Source organism: Eubacterium sp. CAG:156, from assembly GCF_000434315.1.
Taxonomy (GTDB): domain Bacteria; phylum Bacillota; class Clostridia; order Lachnospirales; family Lachnospiraceae; genus Eubacterium_U; species Eubacterium_U album.
Window position 1 is genome coordinate 131,412 of the sequence record NZ_FR878187.1, and the last position, 19,122, is coordinate 150,533.

The 19,122-nt window shown below is 33.1% G+C and carries 18 protein-coding genes; 17 read left to right on the top strand and 1 reads right to left on the bottom strand.

Annotated elements, in window-relative coordinates:
- Nucleotides 1-9: 9 nt before the first annotated feature.
- The gene (locus tag ABMA45_RS10090) at nt 10-597 is read left to right on the top strand and encodes a DUF308 domain-containing protein (RefSeq protein ID WP_022089767.1); all 588 of its coding nucleotides are present in this window, start codon (nt 10-12) and stop codon (nt 595-597) included.
- A gap of 167 nt (nt 598-764) precedes the next feature.
- Here the strand turns inward: ABMA45_RS10090 and ABMA45_RS10095 are convergent, their stop codons facing one another.
- Nucleotides 765-1,652 carry a DegV family protein gene (locus ABMA45_RS10095; protein ID WP_022089768.1) on the bottom strand — a complete coding sequence of 296 codons (888 nt, stop codon included), beginning with the start codon at nt 1,650-1,652 and terminating at the stop codon, nt 765-767.
- 270 nt (nt 1,653-1,922) lie between these two features.
- On the opposite strand from ABMA45_RS10095, the gene ABMA45_RS10100 reads away from it, so the two are divergent.
- The 16 genes from ABMA45_RS10100 to ABMA45_RS10175 all read left to right on the top strand — a co-directional run bounded on the left by ABMA45_RS10100 (nt 1,923) and on the right by ABMA45_RS10175 (nt 18,965).
- Nucleotides 1,923-3,206, top strand: a complete 1,284-nt coding sequence (locus ABMA45_RS10100) for a dihydroorotase (RefSeq protein WP_022089769.1) — start codon at nt 1,923-1,925, stop codon at nt 3,204-3,206.
- A 47-nt stretch (nt 3,207-3,253) separates the two neighbouring features.
- Nucleotides 3,254-4,171 (top strand): orotidine-5'-phosphate decarboxylase, encoded by a 918-nt coding sequence (gene pyrF, locus ABMA45_RS10105; protein WP_022089770.1) that lies wholly within the window; start codon nt 3,254-3,256, stop codon nt 4,169-4,171.
- A gap of 173 nt (nt 4,172-4,344) precedes the next feature.
- Nucleotides 4,345-5,115, top strand: coding sequence for a dihydroorotate dehydrogenase electron transfer subunit (locus ABMA45_RS10110; RefSeq protein WP_022089771.1), 771 nt, complete (start codon nt 4,345-4,347; stop codon nt 5,113-5,115).
- A complete protein-coding gene (locus ABMA45_RS10115) occupies nt 5,115-6,017 on the top strand; it encodes a dihydroorotate dehydrogenase (protein WP_022089772.1) in 903 nt (300 codons plus the stop codon). The genes ABMA45_RS10110 and ABMA45_RS10115 overlap by 1 nt, the downstream gene beginning before the upstream one ends.
- Nucleotides 6,018-6,123: 106 nt before the next feature.
- Nucleotides 6,124-6,804 carry an orotate phosphoribosyltransferase gene (gene pyrE, locus ABMA45_RS10120; RefSeq protein ID WP_022089773.1) on the top strand — a complete coding sequence of 227 codons (681 nt, stop codon included), beginning with the start codon at nt 6,124-6,126 and terminating at the stop codon, nt 6,802-6,804.
- 18 nt (nt 6,805-6,822) lie between these two features.
- Nucleotides 6,823-7,281, top strand: coding sequence for a VanZ family protein (locus tag ABMA45_RS10125; RefSeq protein ID WP_022089774.1), 459 nt, complete (start codon nt 6,823-6,825; stop codon nt 7,279-7,281).
- Nucleotides 7,282-7,289: 8 nt separating this feature from the next.
- The gene (locus ABMA45_RS10130) at nt 7,290-7,616 is read left to right on the top strand and encodes a hypothetical protein (protein WP_022089775.1); all 327 of its coding nucleotides are present in this window, start codon (nt 7,290-7,292) and stop codon (nt 7,614-7,616) included.
- 134 nt (nt 7,617-7,750) lie between these two features.
- The gene (locus ABMA45_RS10135) at nt 7,751-8,344 is read left to right on the top strand and encodes an HD domain-containing protein (protein ID WP_147585581.1); all 594 of its coding nucleotides are present in this window, start codon (nt 7,751-7,753) and stop codon (nt 8,342-8,344) included.
- Nucleotides 8,345-8,361: 17 nt separating this feature from the next.
- Nucleotides 8,362-10,362 carry an aminopeptidase gene (locus tag ABMA45_RS10140; RefSeq protein ID WP_022089777.1) on the top strand — a complete coding sequence of 667 codons (2,001 nt, stop codon included), beginning with the start codon at nt 8,362-8,364 and terminating at the stop codon, nt 10,360-10,362.
- Between the two features lie 204 nt (nt 10,363-10,566).
- Entirely contained in the window at nt 10,567-11,067 is a 501-nt protein-coding gene (gene purE / locus ABMA45_RS10145; protein WP_022089778.1) for a 5-(carboxyamino)imidazole ribonucleotide mutase, read from the top strand.
- A gap of 156 nt (nt 11,068-11,223) precedes the next feature.
- Nucleotides 11,224-12,249 carry a phosphoribosylformylglycinamidine cyclo-ligase gene (purM, locus tag ABMA45_RS10150; RefSeq protein ID WP_022089779.1) on the top strand — a complete coding sequence of 342 codons (1,026 nt, stop codon included), beginning with the start codon at nt 11,224-11,226 and terminating at the stop codon, nt 12,247-12,249.
- Nucleotides 12,243-12,866: a phosphoribosylglycinamide formyltransferase gene (gene purN / locus ABMA45_RS10155; protein ID WP_022089780.1), complete on the top strand. Its 624-nt coding sequence runs from the start codon at nt 12,243-12,245 to the stop codon at nt 12,864-12,866. The genes purM and purN overlap by 7 nt, the downstream gene beginning before the upstream one ends.
- 19 nt (nt 12,867-12,885) lie before the next feature.
- The gene (gene purD / locus ABMA45_RS10160; protein ID WP_022089781.1) at nt 12,886-14,160 is read left to right on the top strand and encodes a phosphoribosylamine--glycine ligase; all 1,275 of its coding nucleotides are present in this window, start codon (nt 12,886-12,888) and stop codon (nt 14,158-14,160) included.
- Between the two features lie 117 nt (nt 14,161-14,277).
- Nucleotides 14,278-15,759 carry a cadherin-like beta sandwich domain-containing protein gene (locus ABMA45_RS10165; RefSeq protein ID WP_022089782.1) on the top strand — a complete coding sequence of 494 codons (1,482 nt, stop codon included), beginning with the start codon at nt 14,278-14,280 and terminating at the stop codon, nt 15,757-15,759.
- Between the two features lie 182 nt (nt 15,760-15,941).
- Entirely contained in the window at nt 15,942-18,407 is a 2,466-nt protein-coding gene (locus tag ABMA45_RS10170; RefSeq protein WP_022089783.1) for an ATP-dependent Clp protease ATP-binding subunit, read from the top strand.
- A gap of 144 nt (nt 18,408-18,551) precedes the next feature.
- The gene (locus ABMA45_RS10175; protein ID WP_022089784.1) at nt 18,552-18,965 is read left to right on the top strand and encodes a hypothetical protein; all 414 of its coding nucleotides are present in this window, start codon (nt 18,552-18,554) and stop codon (nt 18,963-18,965) included.
- Nucleotides 18,966-19,122: the final 157 nt, after the last annotated feature.

A 19,122-nucleotide genomic window follows, 5' to 3' on the forward strand; every position in this document is an offset into this window, starting at 1 on the left:
AGATGCGATATGAATTATTTGAAAAGTCTTAAATGGGAAATGGTAATTTATGCTTTGTTATGTATATTAATGGGCATTTTGATGATGATTTATCCAAGTAGCATATTGAATACAATTTGTTATATAATAGCAGTTATATTTTTACTTTTAGCAATAAGATATTTACTTGAATATAGAAAAAGAGATTTGATAAATGATTTTTATAAATATGAATTAGTAGTTGGAATTATATTTATAATTGCCGCAATATTTGTTCTTGTAAAGAAGGATTTTGTTATATCAATAATTCCATTTATAGTCGGAATAATTATAGTGATAAGTGGAATTATGAAGATTGAAAATGCTTTGGATTTAAAAAGAATGGATTCACATTGGGTATTTTTACTTATAGTGGCAATTGTTAATGTGCTATTAGGAATTGTAATATTAATAAATCCGCAGAACACAGCAGTATTTGTTACAAGAATTACAGGAATAATTTTAACATATTCAGGAGTTGTAGATTTAATTACGACACTAACTGTATCAGGTAAAATTAGAAGATGGGTAGATGATAATACAATTATAGATACAGAAAGCAGAGATATAGATGAATAAAACCAAAAGCCTCGCAAAATTAATTGCGAGGCTTTTGGTTTTATTGGCTATTTGTCAAGAATGGGGGTAATCCGTGTTTTATAGTGCACCTTTTGGCACACGCTTTGAATCTTTGTAAAATATGGTGAACCCCAAGTGTATAAACATTTACTTCTTGTAATATATATCTATTTTAAAGTTTCGTATTTTTGAATAATTCCTACACCTATAGGATAAGGACCTGTGTGAACAGCAGTTGTCATACCAATATCAACATTAAGTTCGTCTAAGCATTTTACTCCAAGTGTGCTTTCAGCATCCTTTAAAAATTCGGCGCCTTCTTCTTTATCATAACCCCAACCTACGTTGAAGTTGTAATCATCTTTGCTTAAATTGTTGTCAGTAAAGTGTTTGTTAACAGTATCTAAAACAGCTTTCTTTAATTTAGCACGACTTCTGCCAATTCCGCCTAAACCTAATTCACCGTTTTTAAGTAAGATGATAGGTTTGATTCCTAATTTACCTGTTGCAATTGAAGCAAGCTTTCCAATACGACCACCGATTCTAAGATAATCAAGAGAACCAACAGTAAAGAAAATGATTGCTGTAGGAATTAATTTTTCGATTTTTTCAATAGCCTCTTCAAAGTTAAGACCGTCATTTTTCATTCTTACAATTTCATTTACTAATAATGCCTGTGTAGCAGTGTTTTGCTTAGAATCAAATACTGCAATCTTTGCATCAGGGTAGTCTTCCTTAATTAAATCAGCAGCTGTTCTTGCTGAATTATAAGAACCACTAAGAACAAGAGAAATTGTTAAACATATAACAGGAATATCCTGTTTAACATATTCTAAAAATGTATCCATATATTCTTCAACTGATGGAAGTGATGACTTTGGAAAAACATTTTCATTAACAAGTCTTGTGTAAAACTCATCTCTTGTTATATCGATGCTATCTTTTAAATAATGTTCCTGGTCAAAAGAAACAGAGAAAGGAACAACTGTAATGTCATTCTTTTCAACATATTCTTTTGATAAATCACATGCGCTATCGCTAATTATTTTATACATAAAACTAAACTCCTTAAGATAAAAGAATCTTTTGTAAAAAACATATAGTTATCAATACTAGATGAAGTATAACACTAAACTATCATACTGGCAATAGATAAAATAATAATAACATAAAATAATGCAAAATAGCTATGAACTTTATATATTTCATTTTCTTTTACTTATATATTTCATTTTCTTTTACTTGCCTTGAAACGAATACATTTATTTGATATACTTTTAGATGGCGTATTCTGCCTGAAAACAGGCGGCCGGAAAGAGGTATATATGACAATTCTTATTAAGAACGGAAGAGTAATTAATCCGTCTGAGAAAATGGATAAGGTGTTAGATGTCTATGTTAAGGACGGAGTAATTGTTGAAAAAGGGGAAAACATCGAAAAAGAAGCTGATAAGGTTATTGATGCTAAGGGATGTTTTGTAATGCCGGGACTTATAGACTTACATGTTCATTTTAGAGACCCGGGGCTTACTTATAAAGAAGATATAATAACAGGAAGTATGGCGGCAGCTAATGGTGGATTTACATCTGTATGTTGCATGCCAAATACAAAACCTGTTACTGACAATGCAGAAGTGGTCAGATATATTATAAATAAAGGAAAAGAAGCAGGATATACAAATGTACTTCCTGTAGGTTCTGTTACTAAAGGAATGGCAGGAAAAGAAATAACAGATGTATTCGAACTTAAAGAGGCAGGTATATGTGCTATAAGTGAAGATGGTAAATCTGTTATGGATTCTAATGTATATCGTGATGCAATGAAAAATGCAGTTAAAGCGGATGTGCCGGTATTAGCTCATTGCGAAGATATCAATTTAGTAAATGGTGGCGTAATGAATATGGGCGACAAATCAGAAGAGTTTGGAGTTAAAGGTATTAGTAACGCGGTTGAAGATATAATTGTGGCAAGAGATATTTTGCTTGCAAAAGAAACAGGGGCTAAATTACATTTGTGCCATTGCTCAACAAAAGACAGTGTAACAATGGTTAAAAAAGCAAAAGAAGACGGAGTTAAAGTTACTGCAGAAGTATGTCCACATCATTTTGCCATGAGTACAGATGATATGGATAGTGCAGATGCAAATTATAAAATGAATCCTCCACTTAGAACAAGAGAGGATGTTGACGCACTTATAAAGGGACTTAGCGAAGATGTTATGGATGTGATTGCAACAGACCACGCACCACATAGTGCAGAGGAAAAAGCAAGAAGCATAACAGAAGCACCTTTTGGAATTGTAGGATTGGAAACAGCAGTACCATTAACAGTGACTCATTTGCTTAAGCCGGGATTTATCACACCTATGCAGATGGCTGAAAAGATGAGCTACAATCCGGCTAAAGTATTAGGAATAGATAAGGGCTCATTGGATGAAGGCAAGGTGGCAGATATTACAATTATCAATCCGGATGAAGAATACATTATTGATGTAAATGAATTTAAGTCCAAAGGAAGAAATACTCCATTTGGAGGAACAAAAGTATCAGGAAAAGTTAAATGGACAATTTTAGGTGGAAAGATTGTTAAGGAGCCTGAAGAAAAATAAATTAAAAGATAAGCAAATCAATATAAAACATAAAGGAGCAGAATAGAATGATTAACAAACTTGTAAAAAAGATTAAAGAAACAAATGCACCTGTAGTTGTAGGATTAGACCCAATGTTATCTTACATACCAAAGCACATTACAGATAAGGCATATGCTGAATTTGGAGAAACACTTGAGGGTGTGTCAGAAGCACTTTGGCAGTACAATAAAGGAATTATAGATGCAACATACGATTTAATTCCTGCAGTAAAACCACAGATTGCAATGTATGAACAGTTTGGAATCCCGGGATTGGTTGCATTTGACAAGACTGTAAAATATGCAAAGGAAAAAGATTTAGTTGTTATTGGAGATGTTAAAAGAGGAGACATCGGTTCAACTTCTGCCGCTTATGCAACAGGACATCTTGGAAAAGTTAAGGTTGGCAATAATACATATTCATTATTTGATGAAGATTTTGCTACAGTAAATCCTTATCTTGGAACAGATGGTATTAAGCCATTTGTAGATGTATGTAAAGAAGAAAAGAAAGGTTTATTCATTTTAGTTAAAACATCAAATCCATCAAGTGGAGAATTTCAGGATAGAATGATTGACGGAAGACCACTTTACGAATGGGTTGGTGAACAGGTTGCTAAATGGGGCGAAGATATAATGGGAGATGACTACAGTTATGTAGGAGCAGTTGTAGGAGCAACATATCCTGAAATGGGAAAAGTTCTTAGAAAGGTTATGCCAAAGAGTTACATTCTTGTACCGGGATATGGTGCACAGGGTGGAACAGCAGACGGATTAAAACCATACTTTAATGAAGACGGATTAGGAGCAATTGTAAATTCTTCAAGAGGTATAATTTGTGCATATAAGCAGGACAAATATGCTAAATTTGGAGAAGCAAATTATGCAGATGCTTCACGTCAGGCTGTTGTTGATATGATTGAAGATATTAATTCAATTTTCTAAAATAGCTTATAATTAAAAGAGTAGTGGAATTGTATAATGCAAAAATGCATACCGGATTTCTACGTGAAATAAAAACTCATAATAATTCTAGAGTGTATAATGCAAAAATGCATACCGGATTTCTACTCTCAAATTAAAATATACAAACACAATCTAAGAAAGGTGCTGTTTAGATGAAACATAAAGAAATCGCAAAAGTAATTTCACAGGAATCCATAGCAACAGGAGTTTACAGTATGTGGATTCAGACAAAAGATATTGCAGCCGAAGCTGTAGCAGGACAGTTTATATCTGTTTATTGTAAAGATGGAGCAAAGCTTTTACCTAGACCAATCAGTATTTGCGAAGTTAACAAAGAAGAAGGAACTTTAAGAATTGTATATAGAGTTGTAGGTGGAGGAACTACTGAAATGTCAGGATATGTATCAGGTGATGATATCGATATTTTAGGACCACTTGGAAATGGCTTTATGCAAAGAGAAGGCAAAAAAGCAATTCTTATTGGAGGCGGAATTGGTATACCTCCGATGGTTCAGTTAGGAAAAGAGTTAAAAAATATTGTAAAAGTTCAGACAGTTGCAGGATACAGAGATGAATTGTTTTTGACTGACGAACTTGAAAAAAATGGTGATGTTTATATTGCTACAGAAGATGGAAGCACAGGAACGAAAGGAACAGTTATAGATGCGATTAAAGCATGTGCTGTAACAGGCGATGTAATTTATGCGTGTGGACCAACACCAATGCTTAGAGCGATAAAAGAATATGCTTTGGCAAATGACATTGAGTGTCAGATTTCATTAGAAGAAAAGATGGCATGCGGAATTGGTGCATGTCTTGGATGTGTATGCAAGTCAAAAGAAAAAGACCATCATACAAATGTAAATAATAAACGAATTTGCAAAGACGGTCCCGTATTTTTAGCACAGGAGGTTGAATTATAATGAATACAAAGGTTAATATTGCAGGCGTTGAATTCAAAAATCCTGTTATGGAAGCATCAGGAACATTTGGTTCAGGAGCTGAATACAGCGAATTTGTAGATTTAAATAAATTAGGAGCAGTAGTTACGAAGGGTGTGGCCAATGTACCATGGCCGGGAAATCCTACACCTAGAATTGCAGAAACTTATGGTGGAATGCTAAATGCAATCGGTTTACAGAATCCGGGATTTGATTTATTTGCAAAAAGAGATATCCCATTTCTTAAACAGTTTGATACAAAGATTATTGTAAATGTGTGTGGCCATTCTACAGAAGAATATATTGATGTTGTAGAAAAGCTTGGAAACGAGCCTGTAGATATGCTGGAAATCAATATTTCATGTCCTAATGTAAAGGAAGGCGGAATAGCTTTTGGACAGGACCCTAAGGCAGTAGAAGCAATCACTAAAGAAGTTAAAAAAGTTGCAAAACAGCCAATTATCATGAAATTAAGTCCAAATGTAACAGACATAACTGTTATGGCAAAGGCAGCAGAAACAGGTGGTGCAGACGCATTATCACTTATTAATACAATTACAGGAATGAAGATAGATGTTGAACGTCAGACATTTGCTTTGGCAAATAAGACAGGTGGTCTTTCAGGCCCTGCAATAAAACCGGTAGCAGTTCGTATGGTATATCAGGTTGCAAATGCCGTAAATATTCCTATAATCGGAATGGGTGGAATTAAAGATGCAAATGATGCGATGGAGTTTATATTAGCCGGTGCAACAGCAGTTTCAATAGGAACAGCAAATTTTACAAATCCATTAGTAACAGAAGAAGTTGTTGCAGGAATTGAAGACTATATGAGAAGACACAATGTTGAAGATATCAATTCATTAATCGGATTAGTAAAATGATAGAGGAGGAAACAAAATGAACGAAGTTCATTTTTTATAAATGTTTCCGACGAATAGCCGCTGACCGAAGGGAAGGGGCAATACAGATTGGTAAAGGAGAAACAAAATGGAAGCGTACAAGCAGGAATTTATTGATTTTATGGTAGAAAGTGATGTTTTAAAATTTGGAGAATTCACATTAAAAAGTGGAAGAAAATCACCATTTTTTATGAATGCAGGTGGATATGTAACAGGTTCACAGCTTAAAAAGTTAGGAGAATATTATGCAAAGGCAATCCATGATACATATGGAGATGATTTTGACGTATTATTCGGACCGGCATATAAGGGAATTCCTATCAGTGTTGTAACAGCTATTGCATATAGCGAATTATATGGAAAAGATGTACGTTACTGTTCAGACCGTAAGGAAGAAAAAGACCATGGTGCTGACAAGGGAAGTTTTCTTGGAAGTAAGTTAAAAGATGGTGATAGAGTTGTCATGATTGAAGACGTAACAACATCAGGAAAATCAATGGAAGAAACAGTACCAAAGGTAAGAAATGCTGCTGATGTTGAAATCGTAGGATTAATGGTTTCATTAAATAGAATGGAAGTTGGAAAGGGTGGCGAAAAATGTGCCCTTGATGAAATTAAAGAATTATACGGATTTGATGCAAATGCAATAGTAACAATGGAAGAAGTTGTTGAACATTTGTATAATAAAGAATGCAATGGAAAAGTAGTAATTACAGATGAGATTAAGGCAGCGATTGACGAATACTATGACAAATATGGAGTAAAATAGTCGGGAGATTTTAAAGTAGTGACAAAGACTCAAAAAAGGATACGGCTTTGGGGTCGTATCCTGTTTATATTGTATTTATTATGTGCTTTGTATGTAATGTTTTTCTCTGAAAGTTTAGATAGAGAGCTGGTTAGTGATACATACAGATATAATTTAACATTATTTAAAGAAATTAAGCGCTTTTGGAATATGCGCTACACATATGGCTGGAATGTTACACTTATAAATCTGGTAGGAAATGTAGTATGTTTTCTGCCGTTTGGATTTTTGCTACCAACCATATCAAGAAAACCAATATTTAAAAATATAATAACAGTTACAATTTGGGCAATGCTGCTTAGTTTTGGAATAGAGACAGCACAGTTGCTGACAAAAGTAGGTGCTTTTGATGTTGATGACATTTTCCTTAATACATTAGGCGGATGTTTAGGATATATAATATTCAGATTAACAAAACTTCACAAACATGTTATGTAGGAGAAACAATGGCGAAAAGAAATAAAAAAGACAAAAAACAAAGAATAGCATTAAGCAGTTATACAAAGGGCGGAAGAATATCTTCGCTTATAGCACTTGAAGCTTTTATATTATTTGTTTTAACAGTTGCGTTATGCATAGTGCAGAATGGAAACGCAGGTATATATGTAGGAATTTTGGCATGGGCTATATTTGGACTTGCGCTTGCCGGATTTGTAATAGGTTTAAAAAGTTATCAGGAAGAAACAAAGTTTTTAAAATACACATATATAGGAACAATTTCTAATGCAGTAATTTGGATTGGAATTTTGTGCGTATTTTTAATATATGTATGATGCCAGGGTGAAATTGTGGGAGTGCGTAGCGCGAAACAATAAAAATGATTTAGTATTTTACTTAAAAAAAATGATTTAGTATTTTACTAAAAAATATAAGAAAGGATGCTTTGCACAGCAGTAATGGTAAGACAATGTCGGATAAAGAAAGATTTGAAAAGCAGATGGAATTTATCAGAGAAGTAGATAAATCAAAAGAAATTTTTAGACAATCATATGTGACAAGTGGAAGCAGACATGAAAATGATGCTGAGCATGCATGGCATCTGGCTATGATGGCAATGATAATGAATGAGTATGCAAATGAAAAAGTAGATTTGCTTAGAGTTATAGAGATGGTACTTGTACATGACCTTGTTGAAATAGATGCAGGCGATACATATGCATATGATAATAAGGGAAATGAAACAAAGCGAGAACGTGAATTAGCTGCCGCAGACAGAATTTTTAACATACTTCCAAATAATCAGGCAAAAATGATTAGAGGACTCTGGGATGAATTTGAAGCCGGAGAAACAAAAGAAGCAAAATTTGCAATAACATTAGACAAAACTCAGCCAATAATGTTAAATGATGCTACTGATGGAAGAGCGTGGATGGAGCACGGTGTAAATAAAGAACAGATTATGGCGAGAAACAAAAAAACACCGGATGGTTCCGTTAAAATATGGGAATATTTTGAAAATATAATTAATAAAAATGTAGAAAAAGGCAGAATTAAAGAATAGCCTTTAGGAGTAAGTCTATGATTAAAGAAAGATATGATATTGCTATAGAAAGAATAAAAGAAATAATTACTGAAGATACAGTAGAAGAAAAATTTCTACCTTATTTTATTGCATCAGCACAGTTTATACTTAAAATAGATAATTTACTTGGGCTAATAGAAAGCAAAAAGATTGAAGAGTTGACTTTAGAACAGTTGACAGCTCTTAATAAAGATTTATATGAAGATGAAACAGAAATTGTATATGAAAAATGTTTTGCAAATCCTAAATTTGCAGTAGAAAAATTAGGAGAAGAATACGGACAGTTATTATGTTATGTATTTACGACAAACAGAAATATGATTTCTAATGCATTTCAGGGCAAATTAGAAGAAATAACATTGAGAATGGAATTGTTTATAGAAATATATAATCAATTTGAAGATAGAGAAAATCTTACAAAAAAATCAATTCATGATATGATTTATTCTTTTGAAAAAGATAATTCAGAAATTTTTATGACTAACAGAATAGATGAAATAATAAATCCTGAAAATGATTTTGCAGTTAAGATTGTAATGGAAAGTGATTTAGAAGATTTAAGATATTTATACAAATATGGTGAAAGTATTAGTGAAAACGAAATAGAAACAGCAAAATTTTTAAATACACTTTCACAGGAAAAAATAGATAAAATTGCAAGTGTTTATACGGAAGGATACAGACTTGGATTTATAAACACAGGAAAAGATTTATCTATTAAAAGTGCAGTAGATATAAGATATTATATTGGATTTGAAAGAATAATCCGTGCAGCCATAAAGCAGTTTGAAAATATGGGATTAAAACCGGTTATTTATAAAGGAGGATATGAATCTACCAAGATAAATAAACAGTATTGGTTTGACCATAAGTTTGATGATGCATTATTCTTTGACAAAGGTTATGTACAAAGAAAGTTAGAGGTTGCAACTACAGCATTTGAAAATAGAAAGAAAACAGCAGCACTTATGGCAGGACCGGCGGTTATAGAAGTATTTGGAGAAAATCCATTTGAGCCGGAAAATAAAAAAGAAGCTTTACAGTTAAACAAGGAGCAACAGAAATTAAAAGTTGAATATGCAAGAGAATATACTCAGATAGTTCAAAAATATATTAAGGGCGATGAGAGAAGCTTTACGATTATTGCGTTTCCACTTCCTGAAATTGGAATGGATTATGAAGAATTATTCGAAGAGACAGTTAAAATTAACTGTTTAGATCAGGATAAATATCGCAAGGTACAGCAGAGTATAATAGATGCCCTTGATAAGGCAGATTTCGTAAGGGTCGAAGGAAAAGGAAGCAATAAGACATACATTACGGTTAATATGCATGAATTGAAAAATCCTGAAAAAGAAACTAATTTTGAAAACTGTCTGGCAGATGTAAACATTCCATTAGGAGAAGTGTTTACTTCGCCAAAACTTACAGGAACTAACGGAGTGTTACATGTGAGTCAGGTATATTTAAATGAATTAAAATACAATGATTTGGAAATTACATTTGAAAATGGATGCATAAAAGACTATACATGTAATAATTTCGATACTGAAGAAGAAAATAAAAAGTATATAAAAGAAAATGTTATGTTTAATCATGACACTTTACCTATAGGGGAATTTGCCATAGGAACAAATACAACAGCTTATGTTATGGCAAATAAATACGATATAGTATATAAACTTCCAATTTTAATAGTGGAAAAAATGGGACCTCATTTTGCAGTAGGTGATACATGTTACAGTTGGGAAGAAGATGTTAAGACATTTAATCCTGATGGAAAAGAAATTGTAGCAAAGGAAAATGAAATCTCAGCTTTAAGAAATGAAGATTTGTCAAAAGCATATTTCAGTTGCCATACAGATATAACGATACCTTATGATGAACTTGGAGAAATTACAGCCGTAACTAAAAATGGTGAAGAAATTGTCATTATAAAGGATGGAAGATTTGTTCTTCCGGGAACAGAACTTTTAAATGAAGCTTTTGATAAATAAAATAAACATAAAAATGTAAATAAATGTAATAAAATTGTTAATTTAGTACCCCATTTATTGACGTAATAAGTCTTAACAGTTACAATGTAAGTGTTTTTATGATTTAAGAAGCCAGGGGAGGATTGTGTGAGTGCGTAGCACGGAACAATCCGTAGGCATCAAAGTTTAATGCAATACTATAAGAAATTATGAAGGAGAAGAGCAATGGCAAAAGTAGCAATTGTAATGGGCAGCGATTCAGATCTGCCGGTAATGAGCAAAGCAGCAGATTTTCTTGAAGAGATAGGAATTGATTATGAAATGACAATCATCTCAGCACACAGAGAGCCGGACATCTTTTTTGAATGGGCTAAGGGCGCAGAAGAAAGAGGAGTAAAAGTTATTATTGCAGGAGCTGGTAAGGCAGCTCATCTTCCGGGCATGTGCGCAGCTTTATTCCCTATGCCGGTAATAGGTATACCAATGAAAACATCAGATTTAGGCGGAGTAGATTCATTATACTCAATCGTTCAGATGCCATCAGGTATTCCGGTTGCAACAGTTGCTATTAATGGTGGACAGAATGCAGGTATTCTTGCAGCAAAGATTCTTGCAACATCTGATGCACAGTTGCTTGAAAAGTTAAAAGCATATACAGAAAAAATGAAAAAAGACGTTGTAGCAAAAGATACAAAGTTGAAAAAAGTAGGATATAAAAACTACTAAAATTATATTAAAAAACGTAACGGTATTATATTTTCATATAATCGGTACTAAATTATAATATGAAAAATAAAAAACATATTTATTATAATTTGTTTTTGCATTATATGATTAAAAATGATTTAAGAAACCATTTGAAAGTAAGAGGAGAAAAGAATTATGGATTACAAGAAGGCAGGCGTTGATATCGAAGCAGGTTACAAGTCAGTTGAACTTATGAAAGAGCATGTAAAAGGAACTATGAGACCAGAAGTTTTAGGAGGTCTTGGAGGATTTGCCGGAGCTTTCAGTTTAGATTCTATTAAGAAAATGGAAGATCCTGTTTTATTATCAGGAACTGATGGATGTGGAACAAAAGTACAGTTAGCTTATATTATGGACAAACATGATACAATCGGTATTGACTGTGTTGCAATGTGTGTAAATGATATTGCATGTTCAGGTGGAGAACCACTTTTCTTCCTTGATTATATCGCATGTGGAAAGAACTATCCTGAAAAGATTGCTACAATCGTAAGTGGTGTTGCAGAAGGATGTAAGCAGTCAGGAGCAGCATTAGTTGGTGGTGAAACAGCAGAACATCCGGGACTTATGCCTGAAAATGAATATGATTTAGCAGGATTTGCAGTAGGTGTAGTAGATAAAAAAGATTTAATTACAGGAGAAAATATTAAGCCGGGAGATGCATTAATTGGTATTGCGTCATCAGGTGTACATAGTAACGGATTTTCTTTAGTAAGAAAAGTATTTGAAATGTCAGAAGAATCACTTAATACATATTATGATGAATTAGGAAAGACATTAGGAGAAGCTTTACTTGCTCCGACAAGAATTTATGTTAAAGCATTAAAGAATGTTAAAGATGCAGGAGTAACAATTAAGGGATGCAGCCATATTACAGGTGGTGGATTCTATGAAAATATTCCAAGAATGCTTCCTGATGGAGTAAAGGCAGTTGTAAAGAAAGACAGCTATGAAGTACCTGCAATTTTTAAACTCCTTGCTAAGACAGGAGATATTGCAGAAGAAATGATGTATAACACATACAATATGGGTATTGGTATGGTATTAGCAGTTGATTCTGCAGATGTAGAAAAGACAATGAAAGCATTAGAAGCTGCCGGAGAAACATGTTATGAAATCGGAAAGATTGAGGCAGGAGAAAAAGGAGCAGAATTATGCTAAGAGTTGGGGTTTTAGTTTCAGGTGGAGGAACGAATCTTCAGGCAATCATTGACGGAATTAAGAATAAAGTAATTACAAATACAGAAATTGAAGTGGTAATAAGCAACAAGAAGGATGCATATGCACTTGTAAGAGCAAAAGAAAATGGAATTAATGCAGAATGTATTTCACCTAAAGATTTTGACGAAAGAAAAGATTTTAATCAGGCATTAATTGATACTTTAGATAAGTATAAAGTAGACTTAATTGTTCTCGCAGGATTTTTGGTTGTATTACCTCCTGAAATGATTTCAAAATACAGAAATAAAATTATAAATATACATCCATCTCTTATTCCATCATTCTGTGGAAATGGATTTTATGGATTAAAGGTTCATGAAAAAGCATTAGAAAGAGGTGTTAAGGTAACAGGAGCTACAGTTCATTTTGTAGATGAAGGAACAGATACAGGCCCTATAATTTATCAGAAGGCGGTAGACATTTTACCTGGAGATACACCTGAAGTACTTCAGAAAAGAGTTATGGAACAGGCTGAATGGAAGATTATGCCACAGGCAATTAATGATATTGCTAATGGAAAAATCAAAGTTGTAGACAATAAAGTAATATATCAGTAGACAATATAAGGAGAAGACAATGAAAGTATTAATTGTTGGAAGCGGTGGAAGAGAACATGCCATTGCAAATGCAGTAGCAAAGAGTTCAAAAGTTGATAAGATTTATTGTGCGCCCGGAAACGCAGGAATTGCAGAATATGCAGAATGTGTAAATATCGGTGCAATGGAATTTGATAAGTTAGTTTCATTTGCAAAAGAAAAAGAAATTGACCTAACTGTAATTGGTATGGATGATCCGTTAGTAGGCGGTGTTGTAGATGTTTTTGAAGCAGAAGGTTTAAGAGTATTTGGACCAAATAAGGCAGCAGCTATTTTAGAGGGATCAAAAGCGTTTTCTAAAGACTTAATGAAGAAATACAATATTCCAACAGCAGGATATGAAAATTTTGATTCTCCTGAAAAAGCATTAGAATATTTGGAAACTTCAAAATATCCAATTGTATTAAAGGCAGATGGACTTGCTTTAGGAAAAGGTGTATTAATTTGCAATACAAAAGAAGAAGCAATTGAAGGCGTAAAGAGCATAATGCTTGATAAGAAATTTGGTTCAGCCGGAAATACAATGGTTGTAGAGGAATTTATGACAGGAAGAGAAGTTTCTGTTTTATCTTTTGTTGACGGAAATACAATAAAGATAATGACAAGTGCTCAGGACCATAAGCGTGCAGGAGATGGTGACACAGGTCTTAACACAGGAGGAATGGGAACATTTTCACCAAGTCCATTCTATACAAAAGAAGTTGATGAATTCTGTAAGAAATACATTTATCAGGCTACTGTTGACGCTATGAAAACTGAAGGAAGAACATTTAAGGGAATTATTTTCTTTGGATTAATGATTACAGAAGACGGACCAAAGGTATTAGAGTATAATGCAAGATTTGGTGACCCGGAAGCACAGGTAGTTCTTCCAAGAATGAAAAATGACATAATTGATGTATTTGAAGCGTGTATCGACGGAACGCTTGATAAGATTGATTTACAGTTTGAAGATAATGCAGCTGTATGTGTAGTTCTTGCAAGTGACGGATACCCTGTAAGCTATGAAAAGGGATTTGAAATAAAAGGATTAGATACATTTAAGGATAAAGATGGATATTATGTATTCCATGCAGGAACAAAGTTTGATGACAATGGAAAGATTGTAACAAACGGAGGACGTGTATTAGGCGTAACTGCAAAGGGAAAAGATTTAAAAGAAGCCAGAGCAAATGCATATAAGGCAACAGAGTGGATAGATTTCGATAATAAGTATATGAGACATGATATTGGAAAGGCTATCGACGAAGCTTAAAAGTAAGGGAAAGAGATGAAAAAAATATGTGAGAAAGGAAAATTGCAAATCATATAAGCCTTTGATTTGCACCTTTTAAACACAAGATGTTTGTGATTAAAGGAATGGGTACAAATAATGAGAAAAAGTAAATCATTATTATTAAGTTTAATTGTGGCTGCAGGATTGACAACATTAATGGGAGCAAATGTTTTTGCAGATTCTTCTTTAAAAGAATTGACAGTTAATGGGAAAACAGATTCAGGTGACAGTACGGTAGTAAATTTAAGTCCTTCATTTTCAGAAGATGTAACTGATTATGAAGCTACAGTAAAAAACAGCGTGAAAAAATTAGACGTTAAAGCCGTTGCAAATGAAAGTTCAGCAAATGTAAAAGTCTCATGGGACACATTAGATGAAGGCGACAATAAGACATATGTTGAAGTAACAGATTCAAATGGCCAGAAAACTACATACACAATTAAAACAAAGAGACTTACTACAGATGAGGAAGAAACCTATAAAGAAGATACCAATACTAAAAAAGATAGCGGTATTAAGGTCACTGTAAACAAAACAGAATTGACCATTTCTTCAAAAATTAAAAAAAGTGATATTCCTGAAGGATTTGAAGAAAGTACATTTACATATAATAAAAAAGAAGTGCCTTGTATTGTAGGCAAAGTTAAACAACTCACAGCAGTCTATATGACAAATGAGGAAGAAGGCATAGCAGGATTTTATATTTATAATGAAAAGAAGGACACTTTTTATCCGATGAGAAACATTCTTATTAAGAGTAGAATGTACACTGTAGTAAGACCGGAAAAAAGAGATTCATGCCTTAAGAATTATACAAAAAAAAGAATAACAATTTATGACCAGGAAGTTAGTGCATGGGAACTTGATTCAGAAGAAAAATTGTATCTTGTATATGCAATGAACTGGGATGGAGATATAAATCTTTATTGTTATGATGATCAGGAAAAAGTATTTCAGAGATACATAGCTACAAATGATGTTAATACACAGCTTGAGGCAGCAAATACTGCATACGGAAAATTACAGGATAAGTATAATAGCATTGTTGACAGATATAATATCTTAGTGAAAGCAATTGCAGGATTAATTATTTTAATCGTTATTCTTATATTTGCAGTTTTAAATCTTATATTGTCAAATAAGACAAAAAAAGTAAAAAAATTAAAAGACGAAGAAATTAATAATTTTGGAATCAATGTAGAAGGTCAGAATGATGATGTTAAATCAGATGATTCTGAAAACGAAGAAAATCCTGAGACTACAGATAGTGATGATACTACAGAAGAAACTCATGAAAAGACAGAAGAAGATGAAATAGAAGAAGCTATTTCAGAAGTAAATGAGGATTTAAAATTAGCTGTGGCAATGGAAACAGGTATATTTGACGATACAGATGAACAGAATGAAGATAATGATGCTGATAATGGAATCAATATCTTAGAAGAAACAAATGAAATCGAAGAAAATGAAAATAGTATTCTGATGGAGAATGAAAAAGACATTCAGACAGAGAGTGATAAGAAAGACAGCACAGTAAAATTAGATGATGATGATGATGATTTTGTTTTCGTAGATTAATAACAAAATAACAAGGATCCGGAGTGTTGCAAGATGTAGCTTTCGGGTCCTTTCTGACATATAATAAAAGTATTTTTTTAATAATCACAGTTTTATTAAATTATTAAAATAATGATAATAAAGATATTTGCAAATAAATCACAAATGTCTGATACAATAAATACAGAATAGGAGGGAAAGCAATGGAGGACAAAAAATATACAAAACAGACTTTACAGGCTTTAGAATATGCAAAAGATATTGCTGTATATTTTGAGGCTGATTATATAGAAACAGAGCATCTTCTAGGTGGGCTTGCAAAGGTTACTGACGGTGTCGCTGCGAATATATTATACAATTATGAACTTGAAGCTCACGATATAATCAGGGCAATAGGCGAAGACATTACAGAGCAGGATATTTTAAAAACGAAGAGAAGAATTTCAAGAAATAATTTAAAATTTACATCCCGAAGTCAGGGAGTTTTAGATAGAGCAAAACTTGAAGCAGGAAGAATGGGAGTAAATGAGGTTGGAACAGAGCATATTCTATTGGCAATAATTGCCGACCCTGAATGTCAGGCAAATAGAATGCTAACAAGTTTTGGACTTAGTTTGAAAAATTTGTGCATAGATATTTTAAAACTTACAGATAGAGACCCTAATGAATTTAGAGCATATGTTAAGCAGGGAAGAAAAGAGCCGGTTAGAAGGTCAGATGTGCCTACATTAGAACAGTTTGGACGAGATTTAACAAGAGATGCACATGAAAAGAGATTAGACCCTGTAGTAGGAAGAGAAACAGAAATCCAGAGAGTTATACAGGTTTTAAGTAGAAGAACAAAGAACAACCCATGTCTTATAGGTGAACCGGGTGTAGGTAAGACAGCAATTATAGAAGCAATTGCACAGAGAATTGAAGCAGGTGAAGTCCCTGAAACAATGCTCGATAAGAGAATATTTATTCTTGATTTGACAAGCACGGTTGCCGGTTCAAAATACAGAGGCGAATTTGAAGAAAGAATTAAAAGAATAATAAATGAAGTTCAGGCAGCAGGCAATATTATTCTTTTTATTGATGAAATTCATACAATCATAGGAGCAGGAAGTGCAGAAGGCTCTATGGATGCTTCAAATATATTAAAGCCATCACTTGCAAGAGGCCAGATACAAATAATTGGAGCAACAACAATAAATGAATACAGAAAAAATATCGAAAAGGATGCAGCATTAGAAAGAAGATTTCAGCCAATAATGGTGGATGAACCATCAGTAGAAGATACAATTACAATTTTAAATGGTTTAAAAGATACTTATGAAAAATATCATAATGTTGTTATTTCAGAAGAAGGAATTGATGCTGCAGCAAAATTATCTGAAAGATATATTAATGACAGATACCTTCCTGACAAGGCAATTGATTTAATTGATGAAGCATGTGCAAAGGCAAGACTTAAAGGAACACCAAAAACAAAAGCAGTTATTAATGCTGAAAACAATGTAGAACTTTACACAAATATGTTGGAAGACTCCATAAAGAAGGGTGACTTTAAGACGGGAAGCGAAGCTAAGATTAATTTAGACAAGGCAATGACTAAGTTAGATAAGGTTACTGAAAAATGGAACACAAATAAATATGAAAATAAACCTGTAATAGGTGAAAGTGAAATAGCGGAAGTTGTTTCAATGTGGACCAGAATTCCGGTAAGTAAGTTAACAAAAGATGAGTCAAAGCGCTTAATTAAATTAGAGGAAGTACTTCATAAGAGAGTAGTAGGTCAGGATGAAGCAGTAAAAGCTGTAGCTAAGGCTGTACGAAGAGGAAGAGTAGGTTTGAAAGATCCAAACAGACCTATTGGTTCATTCCTATTTTTAGGACCTACAGGTGTAGGTAAAACTGAATTATCAAAAGCTCTTGCAGAATCTGTATTTGGTTCTGAAGAAGCAATTATCAGGGTAGATATGTCTGAGTATATGGAAAAGCATAGCGTTTCTAAAATGGTAGGCTCACCTCCGGGATATGTAGGATATGATGAAGGTGGACAATTAAGCGAAAAGGTGAGAAGAAATCCATATTCAGTTATACTATTTGATGAAATTGAAAAAGCACATCCGGATGTATTTAACATATTACTTCAGGTACTTGATGATGGTCACATTACTGATTCTAAAGGAAGAAAAGTAAGCTTTAAAAATACAATTTTGATTATGACAAGTAATGCCGGTGCTTCAAGAATTATGGAACCTAAAAAATTAGGATTCAATTCAGAAGAAAATGAAAAACAGGATTATGAAAAAATGAAAGCAAATGTCATGGAAGATGTTAAACGAATTTTCAGACCTGAATTCATAAACAGAATTGATGATATTATTGTGTTCCACAGTCTTGGAAAGAATGAAGTAGGAAAGATTGTAAACATCATGCTTAACCAGTTTAAACACAGAGTAAAAGAGCAGATGGATATAGATATCAGATTTGCAGATTCTGCCAAAAAGTATATAACACAGGAAGGTTATGACAAGAAATATGGGGCAAGACCACTCAGAAGAATGATTCAAAATAAAATTGAAGATACATTGTCAGATGAAATATTAAATGGAAATGTTACAAATGGTGACAGCATAACTATTTCTGTTAGAAATAAAGAGGTTATTATTCTAAAGAAATAATTGAACGAATAGTGATAAATTTGTAATAAAAATTTAATAAATTATATACGACTTTTGGAAGAAAAAAACGGACAAGTATGTTATAATGAAAAAAACACTAGGACGCCTGACGGAATTAACGGGCGAAAATAACAGGAGGATAAGATGGCAGTAGTAAGCGAATTGATTAGAAAAGAAAGCGATGGTTCTATTAGCTTTGGTGATTATACATTAGATAAGAAGACAAAGCTTGCAGATTTTGAAGTTGCAGGTGATATGTACAAAGTAAAGACTTTCAATGAGATTACTAAATTAGAAAGAAACGGAATGTTTGTATATGAATCAACACCGGGAACAGCAGTAAATGCATTCAAAGCAACAGCTGATGAAGTAAGTTTCTTTGTTGAAGGATTAGGACAGACTCAGATAACACTTGAATTAACAGCAGAAAAAGAATATGAAGTTTTCATCAGCAACAGAGCAGTAGGAAAAATGAAAACTAATTTAGGCGGTAAGCTTACAATTAGTGTAGATGCTGATAAAGAAGCTGTAACACACGTAAAAGTTGTAGCAATTTAATAATCAATAAGCACAATAATAAAATAAAAATAAACTAAAAAAGTGTCAAACCACATGGCACTTTTTTTGTTATACGCAATGAGCCAAATACTATCTGCTTTTTGCTTGCAAAAAAAGCAGATAGTATTTGGCGAATGCATAATCACTGAGAAGAAGC

Coding starts and splice junctions, on each gene's coding strand:
- ABMA45_RS10090 (WP_022089767.1), top strand. CDS start 10: ATGAATTATTTGAAAAGTCTTAAATGGGAAATGGTAATTTATGCTTTG.
- ABMA45_RS10095 (WP_022089768.1), bottom strand. CDS start 1,652: ATGTATAAAATAATTAGCGATAGCGCATGTGATTTATCAAAAGAATAT.
- ABMA45_RS10100 (WP_022089769.1), top strand. CDS start 1,923: ATGACAATTCTTATTAAGAACGGAAGAGTAATTAATCCGTCTGAGAAA.
- pyrF (WP_022089770.1), top strand. CDS start 3,254: ATGATTAACAAACTTGTAAAAAAGATTAAAGAAACAAATGCACCTGTA.
- ABMA45_RS10110 (WP_022089771.1), top strand. CDS start 4,345: ATGAAACATAAAGAAATCGCAAAAGTAATTTCACAGGAATCCATAGCA.
- ABMA45_RS10115 (WP_022089772.1), top strand. CDS start 5,115: ATGAATACAAAGGTTAATATTGCAGGCGTTGAATTCAAAAATCCTGTT.
- pyrE (WP_022089773.1), top strand. CDS start 6,124: ATGGAAGCGTACAAGCAGGAATTTATTGATTTTATGGTAGAAAGTGAT.
- ABMA45_RS10130 (WP_022089775.1), top strand. CDS start 7,290: ATGGCGAAAAGAAATAAAAAAGACAAAAAACAAAGAATAGCATTAAGC.
- ABMA45_RS10135 (WP_147585581.1), top strand. CDS start 7,751: ATGTCGGATAAAGAAAGATTTGAAAAGCAGATGGAATTTATCAGAGAA.
- ABMA45_RS10140 (WP_022089777.1), top strand. CDS start 8,362: ATGATTAAAGAAAGATATGATATTGCTATAGAAAGAATAAAAGAAATA.
- purE (WP_022089778.1), top strand. CDS start 10,567: ATGGCAAAAGTAGCAATTGTAATGGGCAGCGATTCAGATCTGCCGGTA.
- purM (WP_022089779.1), top strand. CDS start 11,224: ATGGATTACAAGAAGGCAGGCGTTGATATCGAAGCAGGTTACAAGTCA.
- purN (WP_022089780.1), top strand. CDS start 12,243: ATGCTAAGAGTTGGGGTTTTAGTTTCAGGTGGAGGAACGAATCTTCAG.
- purD (WP_022089781.1), top strand. CDS start 12,886: ATGAAAGTATTAATTGTTGGAAGCGGTGGAAGAGAACATGCCATTGCA.
- ABMA45_RS10165 (WP_022089782.1), top strand. CDS start 14,278: ATGAGAAAAAGTAAATCATTATTATTAAGTTTAATTGTGGCTGCAGGA.
- ABMA45_RS10170 (WP_022089783.1), top strand. CDS start 15,942: ATGGAGGACAAAAAATATACAAAACAGACTTTACAGGCTTTAGAATAT.
- ABMA45_RS10175 (WP_022089784.1), top strand. CDS start 18,552: ATGGCAGTAGTAAGCGAATTGATTAGAAAAGAAAGCGATGGTTCTATT.